The organism is Herbaspirillum sp. WGmk3, from assembly GCF_023952535.1.
GTDB lineage: Bacteria > Pseudomonadota > Gammaproteobacteria > Burkholderiales > Burkholderiaceae_D > Herbaspirillum > Herbaspirillum huttiense.
In genome coordinates, this window is sequence record NZ_JAKYWT010000001.1 from 334109 (window position 1) to 350720 (window position 16612).

Genomic DNA, 16612 nt, shown 5'->3' on the forward strand with positions numbered 1-16612 from the left:
ATAATCGCCAAGTAATTCATATAAAGGACGAACGATGGACTTTAGCACAAAAACATTGGACGCAAAAAACGCCTTGACGGGCGTAAAGACCGGCGCACTGGTCGTTGGCATCTATGAAAACCGCAAGCTGTCCAAGGCCGCCGGTGCCCTCGACAAGCTGGGCGCGATCAGCGCCGCGCTGAAGTCGGGCGACATTTCCGGCAAGCCGGGCTCGACCCTGCTGCTGCGCGGCGTGACCGGCATCGCCGCCGAACGCATCGTGCTGCTGGGCCTGGGCAACGAAGACGAGGGCGCTGACAAGAACTTTGCCGCTGCCAGCAGCGCCCTGGTGCGCGCCCTGGCCACCCTGGGCTGTGACGATGCCGCCCTGGCCCTGCCCTTCGATGGCATCAAGGGCCGTGGCCTGGACTGGGCCATCCGCACCGTGGTGCTGGCCGGCCGTGACGCCGTCTATCGTTCCGACACGATGAAGAGCAAGAAGGACCCGGCGCCCACCGGCGTCAGGAAGATCACCCTGCTGGTCGCCGCCGAGCAAGGCGCTGCCGCCAAGGCCGCCCTGGGCGAGGCCGTGGCGCTGGCCAACGGCATGGCACTGACCAAGGAACTGGGCAACCTGCCCGGCAACGTCTGTACCCCGACCTACCTGGCCACGACCGCCAAGAAACTGGCCAAGGAATTCAAGCTGGGCGTGGAAGTGCTGGAGCGCAAGCAGCTCGAAGCGCTCAAGATGGGCAGCTTCCTGTCGGTCACCAACGGCAGCGACCAGCCGCCCAAGTTCATCGTCCTGAAGCACCTGGGCGGCAAGGCCAAGGATGCACCGGTGGTGCTGGTCGGCAAGGGCATCACCTTCGACACCGGCGGCATTTCGCTCAAGCCGGGCCTGAACATGGACGAGATGAAGTACGACATGTGCGGTGCCGCCTCGGTGCTGGGTACCTTCCGTACCATCGCCGAACTGGGCCTGAAACTGAACGTCATCGGCGTCATCCCGACCTGCGAAAACATGCCCTCGGGCCGCGCCACCAAGCCGGGCGACATCGTCACCTCGATGTCCGGCCAGACCATCGAAGTCCTCAACACGGACGCCGAAGGCCGCCTGATCCTGTGCGACGCGCTGACCTATGTGGAACGCTTCAAGCCGGCTGCCGTGGTCGACATCGCCACCCTGACCGGTGCCTGCGTGGTGGCCCTGGGCCATCACAACACGGGCCTGTTCACCCGCGAGGATGACACCCACGACCAGTTGGCCAACGCCCTGCTGGCGGCCGGCAAGGAAAGCGGCGACACCGCCTGGCGCATGCCGATCCAGGACGCCTACCAGGAGCAGTTGAAGTCCAACTTCGCCGACATCGCCAACATCGGCGGCCAGCCCGGCGGCAGCGTGACGGCAGCCTGCTTCCTGGAGCGCTTCACCCGCAAGTACACCTGGGCCCACCTGGACATCGCCGGCACCGCCTGGAAGAGCGGCGCGGCCAAGGGCGCCACCGGACGCCCGGTGCCGCTGCTGACCACCTGGCTGCTCAACCAGGCGCGCGCCAAGTCGGCACGCGCCTGATGGGCCTGCGACACGGAGACGGAACCGGCCACGCCATGACCGCCCTCTTGTCGCAGACGTCCCCGGACGCCGCCCGAGCAAGACCACCGCAGCACGCCGTGTTGCGGTGGTTTTTTTTCATCTTTTTACTGCTGGTTGCCAGCCCTGGACTGATCCTGCCGGGACCGGCCATGGCGCAAGACGCGCCGATGCCGCCCGCACAGACCGTGCGTTTTCCTTCATCTGACGGTAAAACCACCCTCACCGGCTATCTCTACGATCCCTTCGGTGCCGGCCCGCATCCGGCCATCGTGCTGCTGCATGGACGCGCCGGCCTGTATTCCTCCCGCGTCAATGCGGCCTGCACGCAGATCGGCCCGGCCATCCCCTCGCCCTGCGATGCCAGCACGCTGACCGCCCGCCATCTGGACTGGACGCGCTATTGGCTGGCACGCGGCTACGTGGTCCTGCTGGTGGACAGTTTCGGGCCGCGCGGCGTAGCCCACGGCTTTGGCCGCCATACGCATGGTGCGCCCGAACGCGCCGCCGTCAATGAACTCACCGTTCGGCCGCTGGACGCGGAAGGAGCGCTGCAATGGCTGGCCACGCGCAGCGAAGTCGATGTCCGCCGCATCATGCTGCAAGGCTGGTCCAATGGCGGCAGCACGGCACTGAACGTGATGCAGCGCCAGGCTGCGCGGCCGGCGGGCGATGCGCCCTCCTTCGCCGCCGCGCTGGTGTTCTATCCGGGCTGCGGCAAGCAGGCCCTGCTGTCGTCCCACCCCGAGTTCGACAAACCGATGCAGGTGCTGCTGGGCAGCGCCGACGAGGAAGTCTCGCCGCAGACCTGCGAGCGCGTCCTGCGCCAGTCCATCCGCCTGCGCCAGGCACCGCCGCCGGTGGTGACGCTCTATGCGGGGGCCACACATGACTTCGACGACCCGGGCCGTGCACGCCAGTCGGTCGAGGCCAACCGCGCTGCGCGCCAGGATGCGCAGACCCGCCTGGGGCCCTGGCTGGACCAGATCCCACCCTGAACATTGCCCATCAGCAAAGCCGCAGCGACCGCCTGCAAGGCTGCGCGTTCCCCTCTAGACTGTGAACTTTTTCCGGAACACTGCCGCCCCCGCCGTGGTCGGTAGCAAGGTCGACGCAGTTCATCCCAACGAATGCCAACAAGAAAGGATCAGCATGACCAACGCCAATACCAATGCCCATCTTCACAGTGACCTCTTCAAGCCCGTGCAACTGGGTGCGGTGCAATTGCAGAACCGCATCGTCATGGCGCCGCTCACCCGCAGCCGCGCCAAGGCGGGCGACGTGCCCACCGAACTGGCGGCCGAATACTATGCCCAGCGCGCCGGTGCCGGCCTGATCATCGCCGAGGCCACCCAGATCTCGCCACAGGGCAAGGGTTACGCCTGGACCCCGGGCATCTACAACGAATCGCATGTGGCCGGCTGGAAGAAAATCACCGACGCCGTCCACGCCAAGGGCGGCCGCATCTTCCTGCAGCTGTGGCACGTGGGCCGCATCTCGCACCCTGACCTGCAGCCGGGCAACGCGCTGCCGGTCGCGCCCTCGGCCATCAAGCCGGAAGGCAATGCCTTCACCGAGAGCGGTTTCAAGCCCTTCGTGGAACCGCGCGCACTGGATGCCTCTGAACTGCCCGCCATCGTCGAGCAATACAAGATCGCTGCGCAACTTTCCCTGCAGGCAGGATTCGATGGTGTGGAAATCCACGCCGCCAACGGCTACCTGCTGGACCAGTTCCTGCGTGACAAGACCAACCAGCGCAGCGACAACTACGGCGGCAGCATCGAGAACCGTGCCCGCCTGCTGCTGGAAGTGGTGGAAGCGGTGACCTCGGTGATCCCCAGCGAGCGCGTGGGCATCCGTCTGTCGCCCATCAGCCCGGCCAATGACATCGCCGACAGCGATCCCAAGGCACTCTTCAGCTATGTGGTGGAGCAGCTGAACCGCTACAAGCTGGTCTACCTGCACGTGGTGGAGGGTGCTACCGGCGGCCCGCGCGAAGTCGAAGGTGGCTTCGACCTGCAGATCCTGCGCGATCTCTTCAAGGGCATCTACATCGCCAACAATGGCTATGACCTGGAGATGGCCGTGAAGGCACGCGACCGCAATCTGGCCGACCTGGTCGCCTTCGGCCGCCCGTGGATCGCCAATCCGGATCTGGTGGAACGCTTCAAGGCCGGCGCACCGCTGGCCGAGATCAACCAGGCCACGCTCTATGGCGGCGGTGCGGAAGGCTATACCGACTACCCGACCCTTCAGCAGTCCTGATGCACTGAACCGTGCCGGGCCGCCTGCGTCCGGCGCCAATTGCCCATGACAGCCATGGCCTGCCTGCGCGGCAGGCCATTTTCGTGAGCGGATGCCGCAGCGCCCCGCTGACCGCTACAATGCCGCTTGCCTCCACACCACTGCCCATCATGAAAAACATACTCGCCATGCTCACGCTGGCCTGCTGCGCCCTCCCCGTTCTGGCTCAGCAAGCCGCTCCAGCAACCACCACGCCCGATCCCCTGCCACTGCAGGACCGTCTCACCGGTGACATCGGCGCAGGCGTCTACCGCGTCGACCGCAACGGCCCCGATGCCGACCGCAGCAACCACGTCCTGCCCTATGCCTATGCCGACTACGGGCGCTTCTTTGCCCGGCTCGACACCTTCGGCGTCAAGACCGTGCGCATGGGCTACGGCTATCTGGAACTGGCCGGGCGCGTGAGCCTGGACGGTTTCGATGCCCAGCGGGGCCTGCAGCGCCGTTCGGATCCGATTCCGCTCGGCATCGGTACCTATCAGGAAACGCCCATCGGCGGTTTCTTCCTCAACGTCTTCCGTGACTTCAACAAGTCGCATGGCACCCTGGCCGAGGCCATCTATGCGGCGCAGATCGACCTGGGTCCGGTGACCCTCTATCCGCAGCTCGGCGTCGAATACCGCAGCGGCAGCTACAACGATTACTTCGTCGGCGTCACTTCCAGCGAAGCGGCCGCCAGCGGCCTGCGCCAGTACAGCGCCGGTGCGTCCACCAGCCCGACCCTTGGTCTGGCCGCCGATGTCCCGTTGACCGGCGACTGGCACCTCAACCTGCACCTGCGCCGCAAATGGCTGGACAACGCGGTGGCCGACAGTCCGCTGGTGCGCCGTCACACCGATGACACCGCCATCGTGGCGGTCAGCTATCGCTTCAAGTAAGCCACTTCTCATCCCTGCCTGAAGCCGGCGCCCTGCCCGGCTTCAGGTCGCGTCACTGCCGTACCTGCTCTCCCGATTTTTCTTCTTCTCTTCTTCTCTTCTTCTCTTCGTTGTCTTCTGATGTCCTCGCTTGCCGCTGCTGCACACGCGCTGTGATGTAGTCAAGGATCGTCACGTTCCGCTGAAGCGCGCTCTGCGCACAGCGCACTTTTTCTCTACGGATGAGCTGGACTTCCTTGCGAATTTTTTTCGCGTGATCCTGAGCATTACGGCCGCGCTTCCCTTGCGTAAATAGTTCCCGAATATGTTCATGCGTCACTTTTTCTGACGCAAATTTCGTCCTGTTTTTCAGCCCATGAGAAGGAGTTCATGTTGCCCTAAAAACTTAGTTTCCGCATCCAAACTAATTGCCTCAAGAGAATCCATACTTCGTCGGAAACCCTTTACCGGCGCGGCTTCATGGATTCCTACATCACAACAGGAGTGACAGGAAAAGCGTAATAATTTATTGCTAACGTTAGCATTTTTCCATTATTCTCACTCCGTCTCGATGAACAAATATCACAAACAGAGACAGGATTCCGGCCTCGCCAACACCAATAAAAAAACCTGTCGGATCGCTATCCCCCTTGCAGTGCTTTCGCAATCAAATACCAATCGAATACCCACCAATCAATCGAACTGGAAAGAGGTCTTTTATGAAAAAACTGTTGAGCAGTTTCCTTGTCGCGTCCGCATTCGTCGCCATGGCATCCTCGGCTGGCGCCGCGGACCTGGAGCGTACGCGCACGCTGGTGTGGACCGACGCCACGTCGACCTTCAACGCCCGCTTCGGCGATGGCACCACTGGCCAGACCTTCCTGGAGAACTTCACCTTCAACATCGGCGGTGCCGGCGCGTCGGTTTCCTCGGCCCTGGTGTCGATCGCCCTGGACGGCCTCTCGCGCGTGGGCATCAACAGCTTCACCCTGAGCGGCAACGGCCAGACCTACACCGGCACCCAACTGTCCGGCGGTGACCTGCAGATCTTCAGCCTGCGCACCAATGGCCTGACTTCCGGCCTGTACACCCTGTCGGTGGCCGGCACCGTGCTGGGCTCGGCGGGCGGCAGCTTCGCCGGCAACATCAGCGTGGCACCGGTCCCGGAAGCCTCGACCACCGCCATGATGATCGGCGGCCTGGGCCTGATCGGCTTCGCGGCCTATCGTCGTCGCAAGGCGGGTGACAAGGGTGACAAGGCGCAGATGAATGCGCAGATGATGCCGGCGTAATGCTCGGGATCTGATTGCTTGGCCCGGATTGCGGGCCGGCAATGGCACAACGAAGGGGAATGTCTGCGAGGGCCTTCCCCTTCTGTTTTGAAGGAAGTCTTCGGTCTCGGCCGACCTAGTCCAACCTGCCGCCTTGGTGAATGCGGTAAGATGTCGCCCGTTGTCCACGACGCATCGGCCATGATGCGCACGGCCCGCCTCCGATTCACCACTGCATTGTCTCCATGAAAATCGCCACCTGGAACGTCAACTCCCTCAAGGTCCGCCTGCCGCAAGTGCTGAAATGGCTGGAAGAAAACCCGGTCGACGTGCTCTGCCTGCAGGAAACCAAACTGACCGACGACAAGTTCCCCGCAGCCGAGATCGCCGCCGCCGGCTACCTGGTCGAGTTCTCGGGCCAGAAGACCTACAACGGCGTGGCCATCCTCTCGCGCCATCCGATGAACGACGTGGTCAAGAACAACCCGCTCTTCCCCGACGAACAGCAGCGCATCATCGCCGCCACCATCGAAGGCGTGCGCTATGTCTGTGCCTACATTCCCAACGGCCAGTCGCTGGAATCCGAAAAGTATCCCTACAAGCTCAGCTGGCTGGCCGCCCTGCACGAATGGCTGGCCCAGGAAAAGGCGAAGAACCCGCGCCTGGCCCTGCTGGGCGACTACAACATCGCCCCCGAAGACCGCGACGTGCACGACCCGGTCGCCTGGCAAGGCCAAGTGCTGGTCTCCGAACCGGAACGCGAAGCCTTCCGTAAGCTGCAGGCCCTGGGCCTGACGGATTCCTATCGCCTCTTCGAACAACCGGAAAAGATGTACAGCTGGTGGGACTACCGCCAGATGGGCTTCCGCCTGAACCGCGGCCTGCGCATCGACCACATCCTGCTGTCCGAAGAACTGGTGCCGCGCTGCACCGCCTGCGTCATCGACAAGGTGCCGCGCAAGTGGGAACAACCCTCGGATCACGCACCGGTGATCGCCACCCTGGCGGACTGAGACACATACCCCTCCAGCCATAAAAAAAACGGCAAATGATTTATATCATTTGCCGTTTTGCGTTCAAGCTCATGAGGATTTATTCAACACCACCTTCAGGTGGCGTTTGTTCTTTCTTGTTGCGCATGTTCTTCTCGAACTGCACATCCAGCTTGCTCACGCGCTTGGCCTTCTGCGGTCCCTGGGCGTTGACGAAGCGCACGAAATCATCCAGCTCCATGGCCTCGTTGAGCTTCTCCAGCGGCTGCCCGGCCACGCGCCGGGTCAGGATGAAACGTTCATCGGAGGTGCGCAGCATGGAGTACTCGCGCGATTCGGTACGTTCGTTCAGGCGCTCGATGGCGCTGGCGGCTCGGGTCGATCTCATCATTGGGCCTCTTGCAGTTTGAGTTGCCAGTATCCCACGTCGATCCAGCGTCCCATCTTGTAACCCACTTCCGTAAAGACGCCACAGGCCACGAAGCCCACGCTCTCATGCAGCGCCACGCTGGCCGGGTTGGGCTGGGCAATGCCCCCGATGACCAGATGCACGCCCAAGGGCTTCAACTGCGCAATGAGTTCGCGATAAAGCTGCTTGCCCATGCCGCGTCCACCGGCATCGTGGCGCAGGTAGACCGAGCTCTCCACCGAGTGCCGGTAAGCCGCACGCGGCTTCCACTTGCTGGCATAGGCATAGCCGAGCACCTCGCCCTGCTCTTCAAAGACCAGCCAGGGGAAATCAGCCTGCACATCAGCAATGCGCGCGGCCATGGTCTCGACGCTGACCGCTTCGGTCTCGAAGCTGATCACGGTGGTCTGCACGTAATGGTTGTAGATGCCGCAGAGGGCGGGAGCATCGGCAGCGGTGGCCGGGCGGATGGAGGGCGACATGGGCGGGACGCAATCGTGGAAAAGCGAAAGCCGTCAGTGTAACCAAATTACGCCAGGCACGGCGTCCCTGCTCCGCTGCAGGAACGCCGTGCCTTCATGAGGGTATTGCGAGTCAGTCCTTGATGACCGCCCGCACCTGCTCCAGCGCGGCCGGATCCTCGATGGTGGGCAGGTCGCCCGGATCGCGTCCTTCGCAGATGGACTGGATGGCCCGGCGCAAGAGCTTGCCCGAACGCGTCTTGGGCAAGCCGCTGACGAAAAACACCCGCGCTGGGCGGCCCACTGCGCCGATCTGCTTGTCCACCACGCCCATGATTTCCGCTTCCAGCGCACGGCGCCCCTCGGGCGTGGCAATCGCATCGGCCTGCTTGGGAATGGCGAAGGCAATCGCGACTTGTCCCTTGAGCTTGTCTTCCACGCCGACCACGGCCACTTCGGACACGTTGGGATGGCTGGAGATGCTCTCCTCGATTTCGCGCGTGCCCAGCCGATGGCCAGCCACGTTGATGACGTCATCGGTGCGGCCCAGGATGAAGTAGTAACCGTCCTGGTCCCTGATGCCCCAGTCGAAGGTCGAGTAGACCTCGCGCGGCAGGCTGCGCCAGTAGGTGTTGACGAAGCGCTCATCGTCGCCATAGACGGTCTGCATGCAGCCCGGCGGCAGCGGGCCTTCAATGGCCACCACGCCCTTCTCGTCAGCCGCGCAAGGCTCGCCGGTCGCTTCGTTCAGGATGGCCAGCCGATAGCCCGGCATCGGCACCCCGGGACTGCCCAGGCGCGTGGGCTTGTCGCTGATGCCCTTGGCAATCGAAATGATGGGCCAGCCCGATTCGGTCTGCCAGTAGTTGTCGATGACCGGCACCTTCAGCGCGCCCGAGATCCAGCTCGACGTCGTTTCATCCAGCGGCTCGCCGGCCAGATAAAGGGCCTTGAGCGAAGACGTGTCGTAGCGCTCCATGCATTCGGCCGGCTGTTTCTTCAGTACGCGGATGGCCGTCGGTGCCGAGAACATGCGCGTGACCTTGTATTTCTCGACGATGCTCCACCAGATGCCCGCATCGGGCCGGATCGGCAAGCCTTCATAAAGCACCGTCGCCATGCCCGCAATGAGCGGCCCGTAGACGATGTAGGAGTGGCCCACTACCCAGCCAATATCGGATGTGCAGAAGTAGGTCTCGCCCGGCTTGCCGCAGAAGATGTGTTGCATGGACGAGGCCAGCGCCACCGCGTAGCCGCCCACGTCACGCTGCACGCCCTTGGGCTTGCCGGTGGTACCGGAGGTATAGAGCACGTAACTGGTTTCATTCGATTCCAGCCAGGCCACCGGCACCGGCTGGTCCAGGTGTTGTTCACGCAAGGGCGCGTAATCGACGTCGCGTTGCGCCGTGCGCGCCATCTCCGCCAGACCGCGATCCACCAGCAAGACCTTCTGCGGCTTGTGCTGCGCCAGGTTGATCGCTTCGTCCAGCAAACCCTTGTAAGGGATCACCTTGCCGCCACGCGAACCGGCATCAGCCGAGACGATCAGGGTCGGCTGCGCATCATCGATGCGCGAGGCCAGGCTGTTGGAGGCAAAGCCGCCGAACACCACCGAATGCACCGCGCCGATGCGGGCGCAGGCCAGCATCGCGAAGACCGCCTCGGCGATCATCGGCATGTAGATCAGCACGCGGTCGCCGCGCCGCACGCCCAGCGACAGCATGGTGGCGGCCATGGCCTGCACTTCGCGATGCAGCTCGGCGAAGTCGTAGACGCGTTCGGTGTTGGTCTCGGTGGAGATGGCGATCAGCGCCGCCTGATGCGGCCGCTCGCCCAGATGGCGATCCACCGCGTTGTGGCAAAGATTGGTGGTGCCGCCGATGAACCAGCGCGCAAACGGTGCGCGGGAATAATCGAGCGTGCGGGTGAACGGTTTGTCCCAATGAATGCGCTGCGCTTCTTCTGCCCAATAGGCTTCAGGCTGCTCGATGGAACGGCGATAGAAATCCTCGTATTGCATGACGTCTCCTCATGTCTCTCGAATTGAAAACCGCTGTCGGCCTTGCGCAGCGTGGCTTGCAGGCCGATGGTCGCGTGGCTCTGGTGCATGGGCAAAAACCTGTTTGCCATGCGTGGCCCTCATGCGACGATGAAACCAGTCTTGCACCTGAATCTTACGAGGGGCTGAATCCGCCGCTTGCATCAGCGGTCTTCGATGATTCAAATCAAGCAGGAGCGATGCCGACAGCAAGACGCCATCGGCATGACAAGGGAGGAGGAAATGCGAGGTGGAAAGAACGCGCCGACGTCAGACCTGCACGACGGCGCGGCGCTGCATTGTCAGCGCGTGCGGCAGTCGTTGGCCAGCTGCTGCCCGATCTTGGAATTGAGCAGCATGGACTTCGACGGGATCTGGATCCACACCAGGCCTTCGCCCTTGTTCTCCAGACGCACTGCACCGGTCGAGGTGCTGACCGGGTTCATCATGTAGCTGCTGCCCTTCCACACCAGCGTGACGCCATCGGTCACGCGGCCATCCATGCGGATTTCCACCTTGTTGCCCATCTCGCAGCTGAAGGCACCGGTCTTCAATTGCGTGGCCCAGCTCGGCTGTGTGGCGGCGGGCGACTGCAGCAGCTGCGGCAGCACCGGCTTGGTCTCGGTGACCGGCACGGGCGTGGAAGAACAGGCGGACAGGGCAACAGCCACGGCACCGGCCAGTGCGAAGGAAGTCAGGGGCAATGCGGAAAGACGGCGGGAAACGATGGCAGCAATCATCGGATGATCCATGGAGAGTCAGGGGTGGACGCGGGGGCGAAAAAGATCCGACCGCATCTTAGCAAGTTATTGCATCTGACTCGACCACATGTAACGCTTGTTACAAATCTGCCTGCGCACTGCCACTGTCCCGGGGAATGCTGCGGCCGACACGCGCCGGCCGCCGCTTCCTTCTTCTTGCTGCTCCCTCTCCCTCTCTTGCCCCTCATGCCCGCGCCATCCGCTGATGACTCAACTGCGCGGGCACTTCGTCTTGCTTGGTCTTACTTGCGCTTGCTGATCGGCACGAACTTCAGGTCTTCCGGTCCCACGTAGTTGGCCGAGGGGCGGATGATCTTGTTGTCGATGCGCTGTTCGATGATGTGCGCCGCCCAGCCCGAGGTGCGGGCAATGACGAACAGCGGCGTGAACATCGCGGTCGGTACGCCCATCATGTGGTAGGACACGGCCGAGAACCAGTCCAGGTTGGGGAACATCTTCTTGATGTCCCACATGACCGTTTCCAGGCGTTCGGCGATGTCAAACATCTTGGTCGAACCGGCTTCCTTGGAGAGCTTGCGCGCCACTTCCTTGATGACCTTGTTGCGCGGGTCGGAGATGGTGTAGACCGGATGGCCGAAACCGATCACCACTTCCTTGTTCTCGACGCGGCGGCGGATGTCGGCCTCGGCTTCGTCGGGGTTGTCGTAGCGCTTCTGGATCTCGAAGGCCACTTCATTGGCGCCGCCGTGCTTGGGGCCGCGCAGTGCGCCGATGGCACCGGTGATGGCCGAATACATGTCCGAACCGGTGCCGGCGATGACGCGGCCGGTGAAGGTGGAGGCGTTGAATTCGTGTTCCGCGTACAGGATCAGCGAGGTGTGCATGGCCTTCTCCCAGGCGTCGGAAGGCTTCTCGCCGTGCAGCAGGTGCAGGAAGTGCGCGCCGATGGAATCGTCATCGGTCTCGACTTCGATGCGGTTGCCATTGTGGCTGTAGTGGTACCAGTACAGCAGCATGGAACCGAGCGACGCCATCAGGCGGTCAGCGATGTCGCGCGCGCCGGGGGTGTTGTGGTCATCCTTCTCGGGCAGCACGCAACCCAGCGCCGAGACGCCGGTGCGCATCACGTCCATCGGATGCGAGGCCGCAGGCAGCCACTCCAGCGCCGCCTTGACGTTGGCCGGCAGACCGCGCAGGGCCTTGAGCTTGGCCTTGTAAGCGCGCAGTTCAGCGGCGGTGGGCAGCTTGCCGTGCACCAGCAGGTGAGCGATTTCCTCGAACTCGCAGCTGTCGGCCACGTCCAGGATGTCGTAGCCGCGGTAGTGCAGGTCATTGCCGGTCTTGCCGACGGTACACAGGGCGGTGTTGCCGGCGGTCACGCCAGAGAGGGCAACGGATTTCTTGGGCTTGAAACCGGGGGCTTGCTGATCGCTCATCGTGTTCTCCTCGTAGTCTGTATTGGCTCGAAACTGATTATCGGAAGGGGGTATTCGGTCTTGCGGTAATGTTTTACTTGTTCTTCTGCTGGGCAAACAGCGCATCCAGACGCTGCTCGTAGCTGTGGTAATCGATGCGGTCATAGAGCTCCATGCGGGTCTGCATGGTATCGACCACGTTCTTCTGGGTGCCGTCGCGGCGAATCGCCTGGTAGACGTTTTCGGCGGCCTTGTTCATGGCGCGGAAGGCCGAGAGCGGATAGAGCACCAGGCCCACATCGGCGCCCTTCAATTCGTCGACGGTAAACAGCGGCGTCGAGCCGAATTCGGTGATGTTGGCCAGGATCGGCACCTTCACCGCATTGGCGAACTGCTTGTACATGGCGAGGTCGGTGATGGCTTCCGGGAAGATCATGTCGGCACCGGCTTCGACGCAGGCCACGGCGCGCTCGATGGCGGCGTCCAGCCCTTCGACCGCCAGCGCATCGGTGCGCGCCATGATGACGAAGTTCTCATCGGTACGGGCATCGACGGCGGCCTTGATGCGGTCCACCATTTCCTGTTTGGTGACGATCTCCTTGTTGGGACGATGGCCGCAGCGCTTGGCGCCGACCTGGTCTTCGATGTGCATGGCGGCCGCGCCGAACTTGATCATGGACTTCACGGTGCGCGCCACGTTGAAGGCCGAGGCACCGAAGCCGGTATCGACGTCCACCAGCAGCGGCAGGTCGCACACGTCAGTGATGCGGCGCACGTCGGTGAGCACGTCATCCAGGTTGGAGATGCCCAGGTCAGGCAGGCCCAGCGAACCCGCAGCCACGCCGCCGCCGGACAGGTAGATCGCGCGGAAGCCGGCACGCTTGGCCAACAGGGCGTGATTGGCGTTGATCGCGCCGATGACTTGCAAGGGGGATTCTTCCTGGACGGCCTGGCGGAACGCTGCGCCTGCGGAGTGGAGAGCCATGGTGGACACCTTCTCGATGAGGTTGAAATACGGAAAGTCTGGATTGCCTGACTGCGGCGGGCGGGGCTGCATCACACCCGTCCTGCGACATGTGCGTTCACCATTGCAACGGCCGTGCCATCGCAGTGCAGCATTGCATGGCGCAAGGCATGAAAAAACCTTCATATCGTCTGAAACCAGCGCCGGACAAGGCTGGCAGGCTTCCCTTCCGGTGCGCTCTCCGGGCGTACCCGCCTTCTGTCGGGTTGATGTTCCACAACCCTGGCCGTTTCATCAGTGTTACATTAACGTTTCATCGAAACGCCGCGAACGCCCACCATGAAACGCCCTGCCCCCGCTGACCGCCTGGCCGACAAGCCCGTGATCTGGACCGTGTCCGTGTCGCGCCTCTCCGAACTTTTCCGCGACATCACGCTGGAATTCGACGGCGTGGCCGATATCGAGCCCATACATCTGGGCTTCGACGAGGCCGTGCGCGCCATCCGCGAGCGCCTGGCCAGCGAGCGCTGCGATGTGGTGATCTCGGCCGGCTCCAACGGTGCCTATCTCAAAAGCCGCCTGCCAGTGCCGGTGGTGGTGGCGCGCGCCAGCGGCTTCGACGTGATGCAGGCACTGGCCCGTGCCCGCCAGATCAGCGCGCGCATCGGGCTGGTCACTTATCAGGAGGCGATGCCGGCCCTGACCGAATTCCAGCAGATGTTCGGACTCGACATTGCCCAGCGCACCTATGCCACCGAAGAAGACGCGCGCGCCGTAGTGCAGGAACTGAAAGCCGGCGGCGTGCAGGCGGTGGTCGGGGCCGGGCTCATCACCGACCTGGCCGAGGAAGCGGGGATGCAGGGGATCTTCCTCTACTCCTCGGCCACGGTGCGGCAGGCCTTTGAAGATGCGCTGGAACTGGCGCGGCTGACACAGCTGGAAAGCACGCGTGGCCCCAGCCTGCCGGTCGCTGACAGCCTGCGCGCACGGCATCACCTCAAGGACCTGCGGGGCGATTCGGAGGTGATGGAAACGGTGCGCCAGTCGATCACGCTCTTTGCGCGCTCGCCGGCCAACGTATTGATCCAGGGTGAGACCGGCACCGGCAAGGAACTGGCGGCGCAAGCCATCCATCGTGCTCATCCGCGCATGCAGGGCAAGACCCAGGCAGCCCACCCCTTCGTGGCCATCAATTGCGGCGCGCTGGCCGAATCGCTGCTGGAATCCGAACTGTTCGGTTATGAGGAAGGCGCTTTCACCGGGTCGCGCCGTGGCGGACGGGCCGGTGTCTTTGAAGCGGCCCATCGCGGCACGCTGCTGCTCGATGAAATCGGCGAGATGCCGCTGCCACTGCAGACGCGATTGCTGCGCGTGCTGGAAGAGCGCGAAGTCGTGCGCGTGGGCGGCACGCGGCCCATTGCGGTCCAGGTGCGCATCATCAGCGCCACCCACTGCGATCTGGAAGCGCGGGTGCGTGAAGGCCGATTTCGGGCGGACCTGTATTACCGGCTCAGCGTACTGCGTTTGCAGTTGCCGCCCTTGCGCGCGCGCCGCGAGGATATTGCGGCGCTGGCCGAATGGCATCTCAAGCATGCGCTGGCGGCAATGGATGCGCGGCCGCACGCCAACCTGGGGGCCGAGATCCTGCGCTGTGCACCGCTGCTGTGTGCCTATGACTGGCCCGGCAACGTGCGCGAACTGCGCAACCTGATGGAAAGACTGGCCCTGTTCCTGGCCGCAGAACCGCTGCAGGCGCTGACACCGGCGCTGATCCAGCGGGTGGCGCCGGAGCTGGCGGGGATGGCGCAGCCGCTGCTGTCGAACACGGCGGAAGTGGTGGCACCCCATGAGCTGATCACGTCCGACATCGCCCCCGACGCTGATGCCATTGAAGCTGCACTGCGCCGCTTCCGTGGCAACCGTGCCGCGGCTGCGCGCCATCTCGGGATCAGCCGCACGACCTTGTGGCGCAAGCTCAAGGAAACGGAAGCGCAGAACAGGGAGCCATCATGAGGCTGCAGGCACGGGAAACGAGAAAATTATTTCGCAAAATCAGGTGCGCGTCCTGCCTCCTGATAATCCCCCGCACTGCGCCTTGACAGTGCCGCGTCGCGCCGCCTATCCTCGCCCGCTGTAACGGCCCCGGCCGTCACAGGGAGCCCACAACCATCCATACACAGCCAGGCAGCCTTCTGCTCCGCCAGGGTCAGAACGGCGTGCTGCTCCTCCATCCACGTATCCATCAGGGAGTCTCCATGACCAGCAACACCGCGGCGCCTGGCGCCGGCACCACGCATCCGCAAGCGCGGCGTGCGATCATCTCGTCCTCCATCGGCAATGCGCTCGAATGGTTCGACATCCTCATCTATGGCGCCTTCGCCGTGGTCATCGCCAAGCAGTTCTTCCCGACCGGCGACGACAGCGTCTCGCTGCTGCTGACCTTCGCCACCTTCGGCGTGTCCTTCTTCATGCGTCCGCTGGGCGCGGTGGTGCTGGGCGCCTACTCCGACCGCGCAGGCCGCAAGGCGGCGCTGATGCTGTCCATCATGCTGATGACGGTCGGCACGGCGATGATCGCCTTCATGCCCAGCTACGCCAGCATCGGCCTGCTGGCGCCGGCCGGCATCGCACTGGGCAAGATGATCCAGGGCTTCTCCGCCGGTGGCGAGTTCGGCAGCTCCACCGCCTTCCTGGTGGAACATGCCCCGCATCGCCGTGGTTTCTTCTCCAGCTGGCAGGTGGCCAGCCAGGGCATCAGCCTGCTGCTGGCGGCCATCTTCGGCGCCGTGCTCAACAACATGCTCACGCCCGAGCAACTGGCCTCGTGGGGCTGGCGCGTGCCGTTCATCTTCGGCTTGCTGATCGCACCGGCCGGCATCTACATCCGCCGCCATCTGGATGAAGCACCCGAGTTCAAGGAATCCAGCGAAAAGACCGATGCGCCCCTGCGCGATACCTTCGCCCACCAGAAGATGCGCCTCTTGATCGGTGCCGGCAGCGTCATCATGGCGACCGTCTCGGTGTACCTGTCGCTGTACATCCCGACCTATGCGGTCAAGCAGCTGGGCCTGCCGGCCTGGTCCTCGTTTGCCGCCATGTCGGTGGCCGGCCTGATCATGTTCATCGGCTCGCCGCTGGTGGGTGCGATGTCCGACAAGATCGGCCGCACGCCCTTCATGATCACCAGCAGCGCGCTGTACATCGTGCTGACCTATCCGATGTTCGTGTTCCTGACCAACTCGCCGGGCTTCCTGCAACTGCTGTTGCTGCAGACCGTCATCGGCGTGCTCATGACCATGTATTTCGCCTCCATGCCGGCCCTGCTGGCCGACATCTTCCCGGTGGCCACGCGCGGCACCGGCATGTCGCTGGCGTATAACATTGCCGTCACCATCTTCGGCGGCTTCGCCGGCCTCATCATCACCTGGCTGATCGACTTCACCGGCAACAAGCTGTCGGTGAGCTACTTCGTCATCTTTGGCGCAGTGCTGAGTCTGATCGCCACGCTGGCCGCACGTTTCGTGCTGCGCCTGCGCTGACCGAAAACAGACAAATGATATAAATCATTTACTGCTTTTTAGCGGAGCGGCAGGCGCTGCTGCAGCG

15 protein-coding genes are annotated in these 16612 nt (G+C 63.4%); 8 read left to right on the top strand and 7 right to left on the bottom strand.

Translation table 11 applies throughout. The features are described from left to right. Positions 1 to 34: 34 nt before the first annotated feature. The 4 genes from MKD49_RS01305 to MKD49_RS01320 all read left to right on the top strand — a co-directional run bounded on the left by MKD49_RS01305 (position 35) and on the right by MKD49_RS01320 (position 4755). Positions 35 to 1555: a leucyl aminopeptidase gene (locus tag MKD49_RS01305; RefSeq protein WP_252695225.1), complete on the top strand. Its 1521-nt coding sequence runs from the start codon at positions 35 to 37 to the stop codon at positions 1553 to 1555. A gap of 170 nt (positions 1556 to 1725) precedes the next feature. Then, entirely contained in the window at positions 1726 to 2571 is an 846-nt protein-coding gene (locus tag MKD49_RS01310) for a dienelactone hydrolase family protein (protein ID WP_252695226.1), read from the top strand. Between the two features lie 154 nt (positions 2572 to 2725). Then, entirely contained in the window at positions 2726 to 3838 is a 1113-nt protein-coding gene (locus MKD49_RS01315; protein ID WP_252695227.1) for an alkene reductase, read from the top strand. 149 nt (positions 3839 to 3987) lie between these two features. After that, the gene (locus MKD49_RS01320; protein ID WP_252695228.1) at positions 3988 to 4755 is read left to right on the top strand and encodes a MipA/OmpV family protein; all 768 of its coding nucleotides are present in this window, start codon (positions 3988 to 3990) and stop codon (positions 4753 to 4755) included. Between the two features lie 52 nt (positions 4756 to 4807). On the opposite strand, the gene MKD49_RS01325 is transcribed toward MKD49_RS01320, so the two are convergent. Further along, on the bottom strand, positions 4808 to 5074 hold the full coding sequence (locus MKD49_RS01325; RefSeq protein WP_252695229.1) for a hypothetical protein: 267 nt from the start codon (positions 5072 to 5074) through the stop codon (positions 4808 to 4810). A gap of 379 nt (positions 5075 to 5453) precedes the next feature. On the opposite strand from MKD49_RS01325, the gene MKD49_RS01330 reads away from it, so the two are divergent. After that, complete coding sequence (locus MKD49_RS01330; protein WP_252695230.1) at positions 5454 to 6026, top strand: FxDxF family PEP-CTERM protein; 573 nt, start codon at positions 5454 to 5456, stop codon at positions 6024 to 6026. A 224-nt stretch (positions 6027 to 6250) separates the two neighbouring features. Further along, positions 6251 to 7018, top strand: coding sequence for an exodeoxyribonuclease III (gene xth / locus MKD49_RS01335; RefSeq protein WP_034330165.1), 768 nt, complete (start codon positions 6251 to 6253; stop codon positions 7016 to 7018). A gap of 79 nt (positions 7019 to 7097) precedes the next feature. On the opposite strand, the gene MKD49_RS01340 is transcribed toward xth, so the two are convergent. From MKD49_RS01340 to prpB, 6 genes are all read right to left on the bottom strand, one after another. Then, a complete protein-coding gene (locus MKD49_RS01340; protein WP_134224130.1) occupies positions 7098 to 7385 on the bottom strand; it encodes a hypothetical protein in 288 nt (95 codons plus the stop codon). Next, positions 7385 to 7888 carry an arsinothricin resistance N-acetyltransferase ArsN1 family B gene (locus tag MKD49_RS01345; RefSeq protein WP_252695231.1) on the bottom strand — a complete coding sequence of 168 codons (504 nt, stop codon included), beginning with the start codon at positions 7886 to 7888 and terminating at the stop codon, positions 7385 to 7387. Before MKD49_RS01345 ends, MKD49_RS01340 begins: the two co-directional genes overlap by 1 nt. A 112-nt stretch (positions 7889 to 8000) precedes the next feature. Beyond that, complete coding sequence (locus tag MKD49_RS01350) at positions 8001 to 9887, bottom strand: propionate--CoA ligase (protein WP_252695232.1); 1887 nt, start codon at positions 9885 to 9887, stop codon at positions 8001 to 8003. Positions 9888 to 10207: 320 nt separating this feature from the next. Continuing rightward, positions 10208 to 10645: a hypothetical protein gene (locus MKD49_RS01355; protein WP_209583748.1), complete on the bottom strand. Its 438-nt coding sequence runs from the start codon at positions 10643 to 10645 to the stop codon at positions 10208 to 10210. Between the two features lie 263 nt (positions 10646 to 10908). Further along, positions 10909 to 12063, bottom strand: coding sequence for a 2-methylcitrate synthase (prpC, locus tag MKD49_RS01360; protein ID WP_039784877.1), 1155 nt, complete (start codon positions 12061 to 12063; stop codon positions 10909 to 10911). A gap of 73 nt (positions 12064 to 12136) precedes the next feature. After that, positions 12137 to 13027: a methylisocitrate lyase gene (gene prpB, locus MKD49_RS01365; RefSeq protein WP_121042346.1), complete on the bottom strand. Its 891-nt coding sequence runs from the start codon at positions 13025 to 13027 to the stop codon at positions 12137 to 12139. Positions 13028 to 13345: 318 nt separating this feature from the next. Between prpB and prpR the strand changes: the two genes are divergently transcribed. Then, a complete protein-coding gene (prpR, locus tag MKD49_RS01370) occupies positions 13346 to 15019 on the top strand; it encodes a propionate catabolism operon regulatory protein PrpR (protein WP_252695233.1) in 1674 nt (557 codons plus the stop codon). A 242-nt stretch (positions 15020 to 15261) separates the two neighbouring features. Then, entirely contained in the window at positions 15262 to 16545 is a 1284-nt protein-coding gene (locus MKD49_RS01375; RefSeq protein ID WP_121042112.1) for an MFS transporter, read from the top strand. Positions 16546 to 16612: the final 67 nt, after the last annotated feature.

What these genes read in the sequence shown, in the direction of transcription:
- MKD49_RS01305 (WP_252695225.1), top strand. Translation starts at nt 35, where the DNA reads ATGGACTTTAGCACAAAAACATTGGACGCAAAAAACGCCTTGACGGGC.
- MKD49_RS01310 (WP_252695226.1), top strand. Translation starts at nt 1,726, where the DNA reads ATGGCGCAAGACGCGCCGATGCCGCCCGCACAGACCGTGCGTTTTCCT.
- MKD49_RS01315 (WP_252695227.1), top strand. Translation starts at nt 2,726, where the DNA reads ATGACCAACGCCAATACCAATGCCCATCTTCACAGTGACCTCTTCAAG.
- MKD49_RS01320 (WP_252695228.1), top strand. Translation starts at nt 3,988, where the DNA reads ATGAAAAACATACTCGCCATGCTCACGCTGGCCTGCTGCGCCCTCCCC.
- MKD49_RS01330 (WP_252695230.1), top strand. Translation starts at nt 5,454, where the DNA reads ATGAAAAAACTGTTGAGCAGTTTCCTTGTCGCGTCCGCATTCGTCGCC.
- xth (WP_034330165.1), top strand. Translation starts at nt 6,251, where the DNA reads ATGAAAATCGCCACCTGGAACGTCAACTCCCTCAAGGTCCGCCTGCCG.
- MKD49_RS01340 (WP_134224130.1), bottom strand. Translation starts at nt 7,385, where the DNA reads ATGAGATCGACCCGAGCCGCCAGCGCCATCGAGCGCCTGAACGAACGT.
- MKD49_RS01345 (WP_252695231.1), bottom strand. Translation starts at nt 7,888, where the DNA reads ATGTCGCCCTCCATCCGCCCGGCCACCGCTGCCGATGCTCCCGCCCTC.
- MKD49_RS01350 (WP_252695232.1), bottom strand. Translation starts at nt 9,887, where the DNA reads ATGCAATACGAGGATTTCTATCGCCGTTCCATCGAGCAGCCTGAAGCC.
- MKD49_RS01355 (WP_209583748.1), bottom strand. Translation starts at nt 10,645, where the DNA reads ATGATTGCTGCCATCGTTTCCCGCCGTCTTTCCGCATTGCCCCTGACT.
- prpC (WP_039784877.1), bottom strand. Translation starts at nt 12,063, where the DNA reads ATGAGCGATCAGCAAGCCCCCGGTTTCAAGCCCAAGAAATCCGTTGCC.
- prpB (WP_121042346.1), bottom strand. Translation starts at nt 13,027, where the DNA reads ATGGCTCTCCACTCCGCAGGCGCAGCGTTCCGCCAGGCCGTCCAGGAA.
- prpR (WP_252695233.1), top strand. Translation starts at nt 13,346, where the DNA reads ATGAAACGCCCTGCCCCCGCTGACCGCCTGGCCGACAAGCCCGTGATC.
- MKD49_RS01375 (WP_121042112.1), top strand. Translation starts at nt 15,262, where the DNA reads ATGACCAGCAACACCGCGGCGCCTGGCGCCGGCACCACGCATCCGCAA.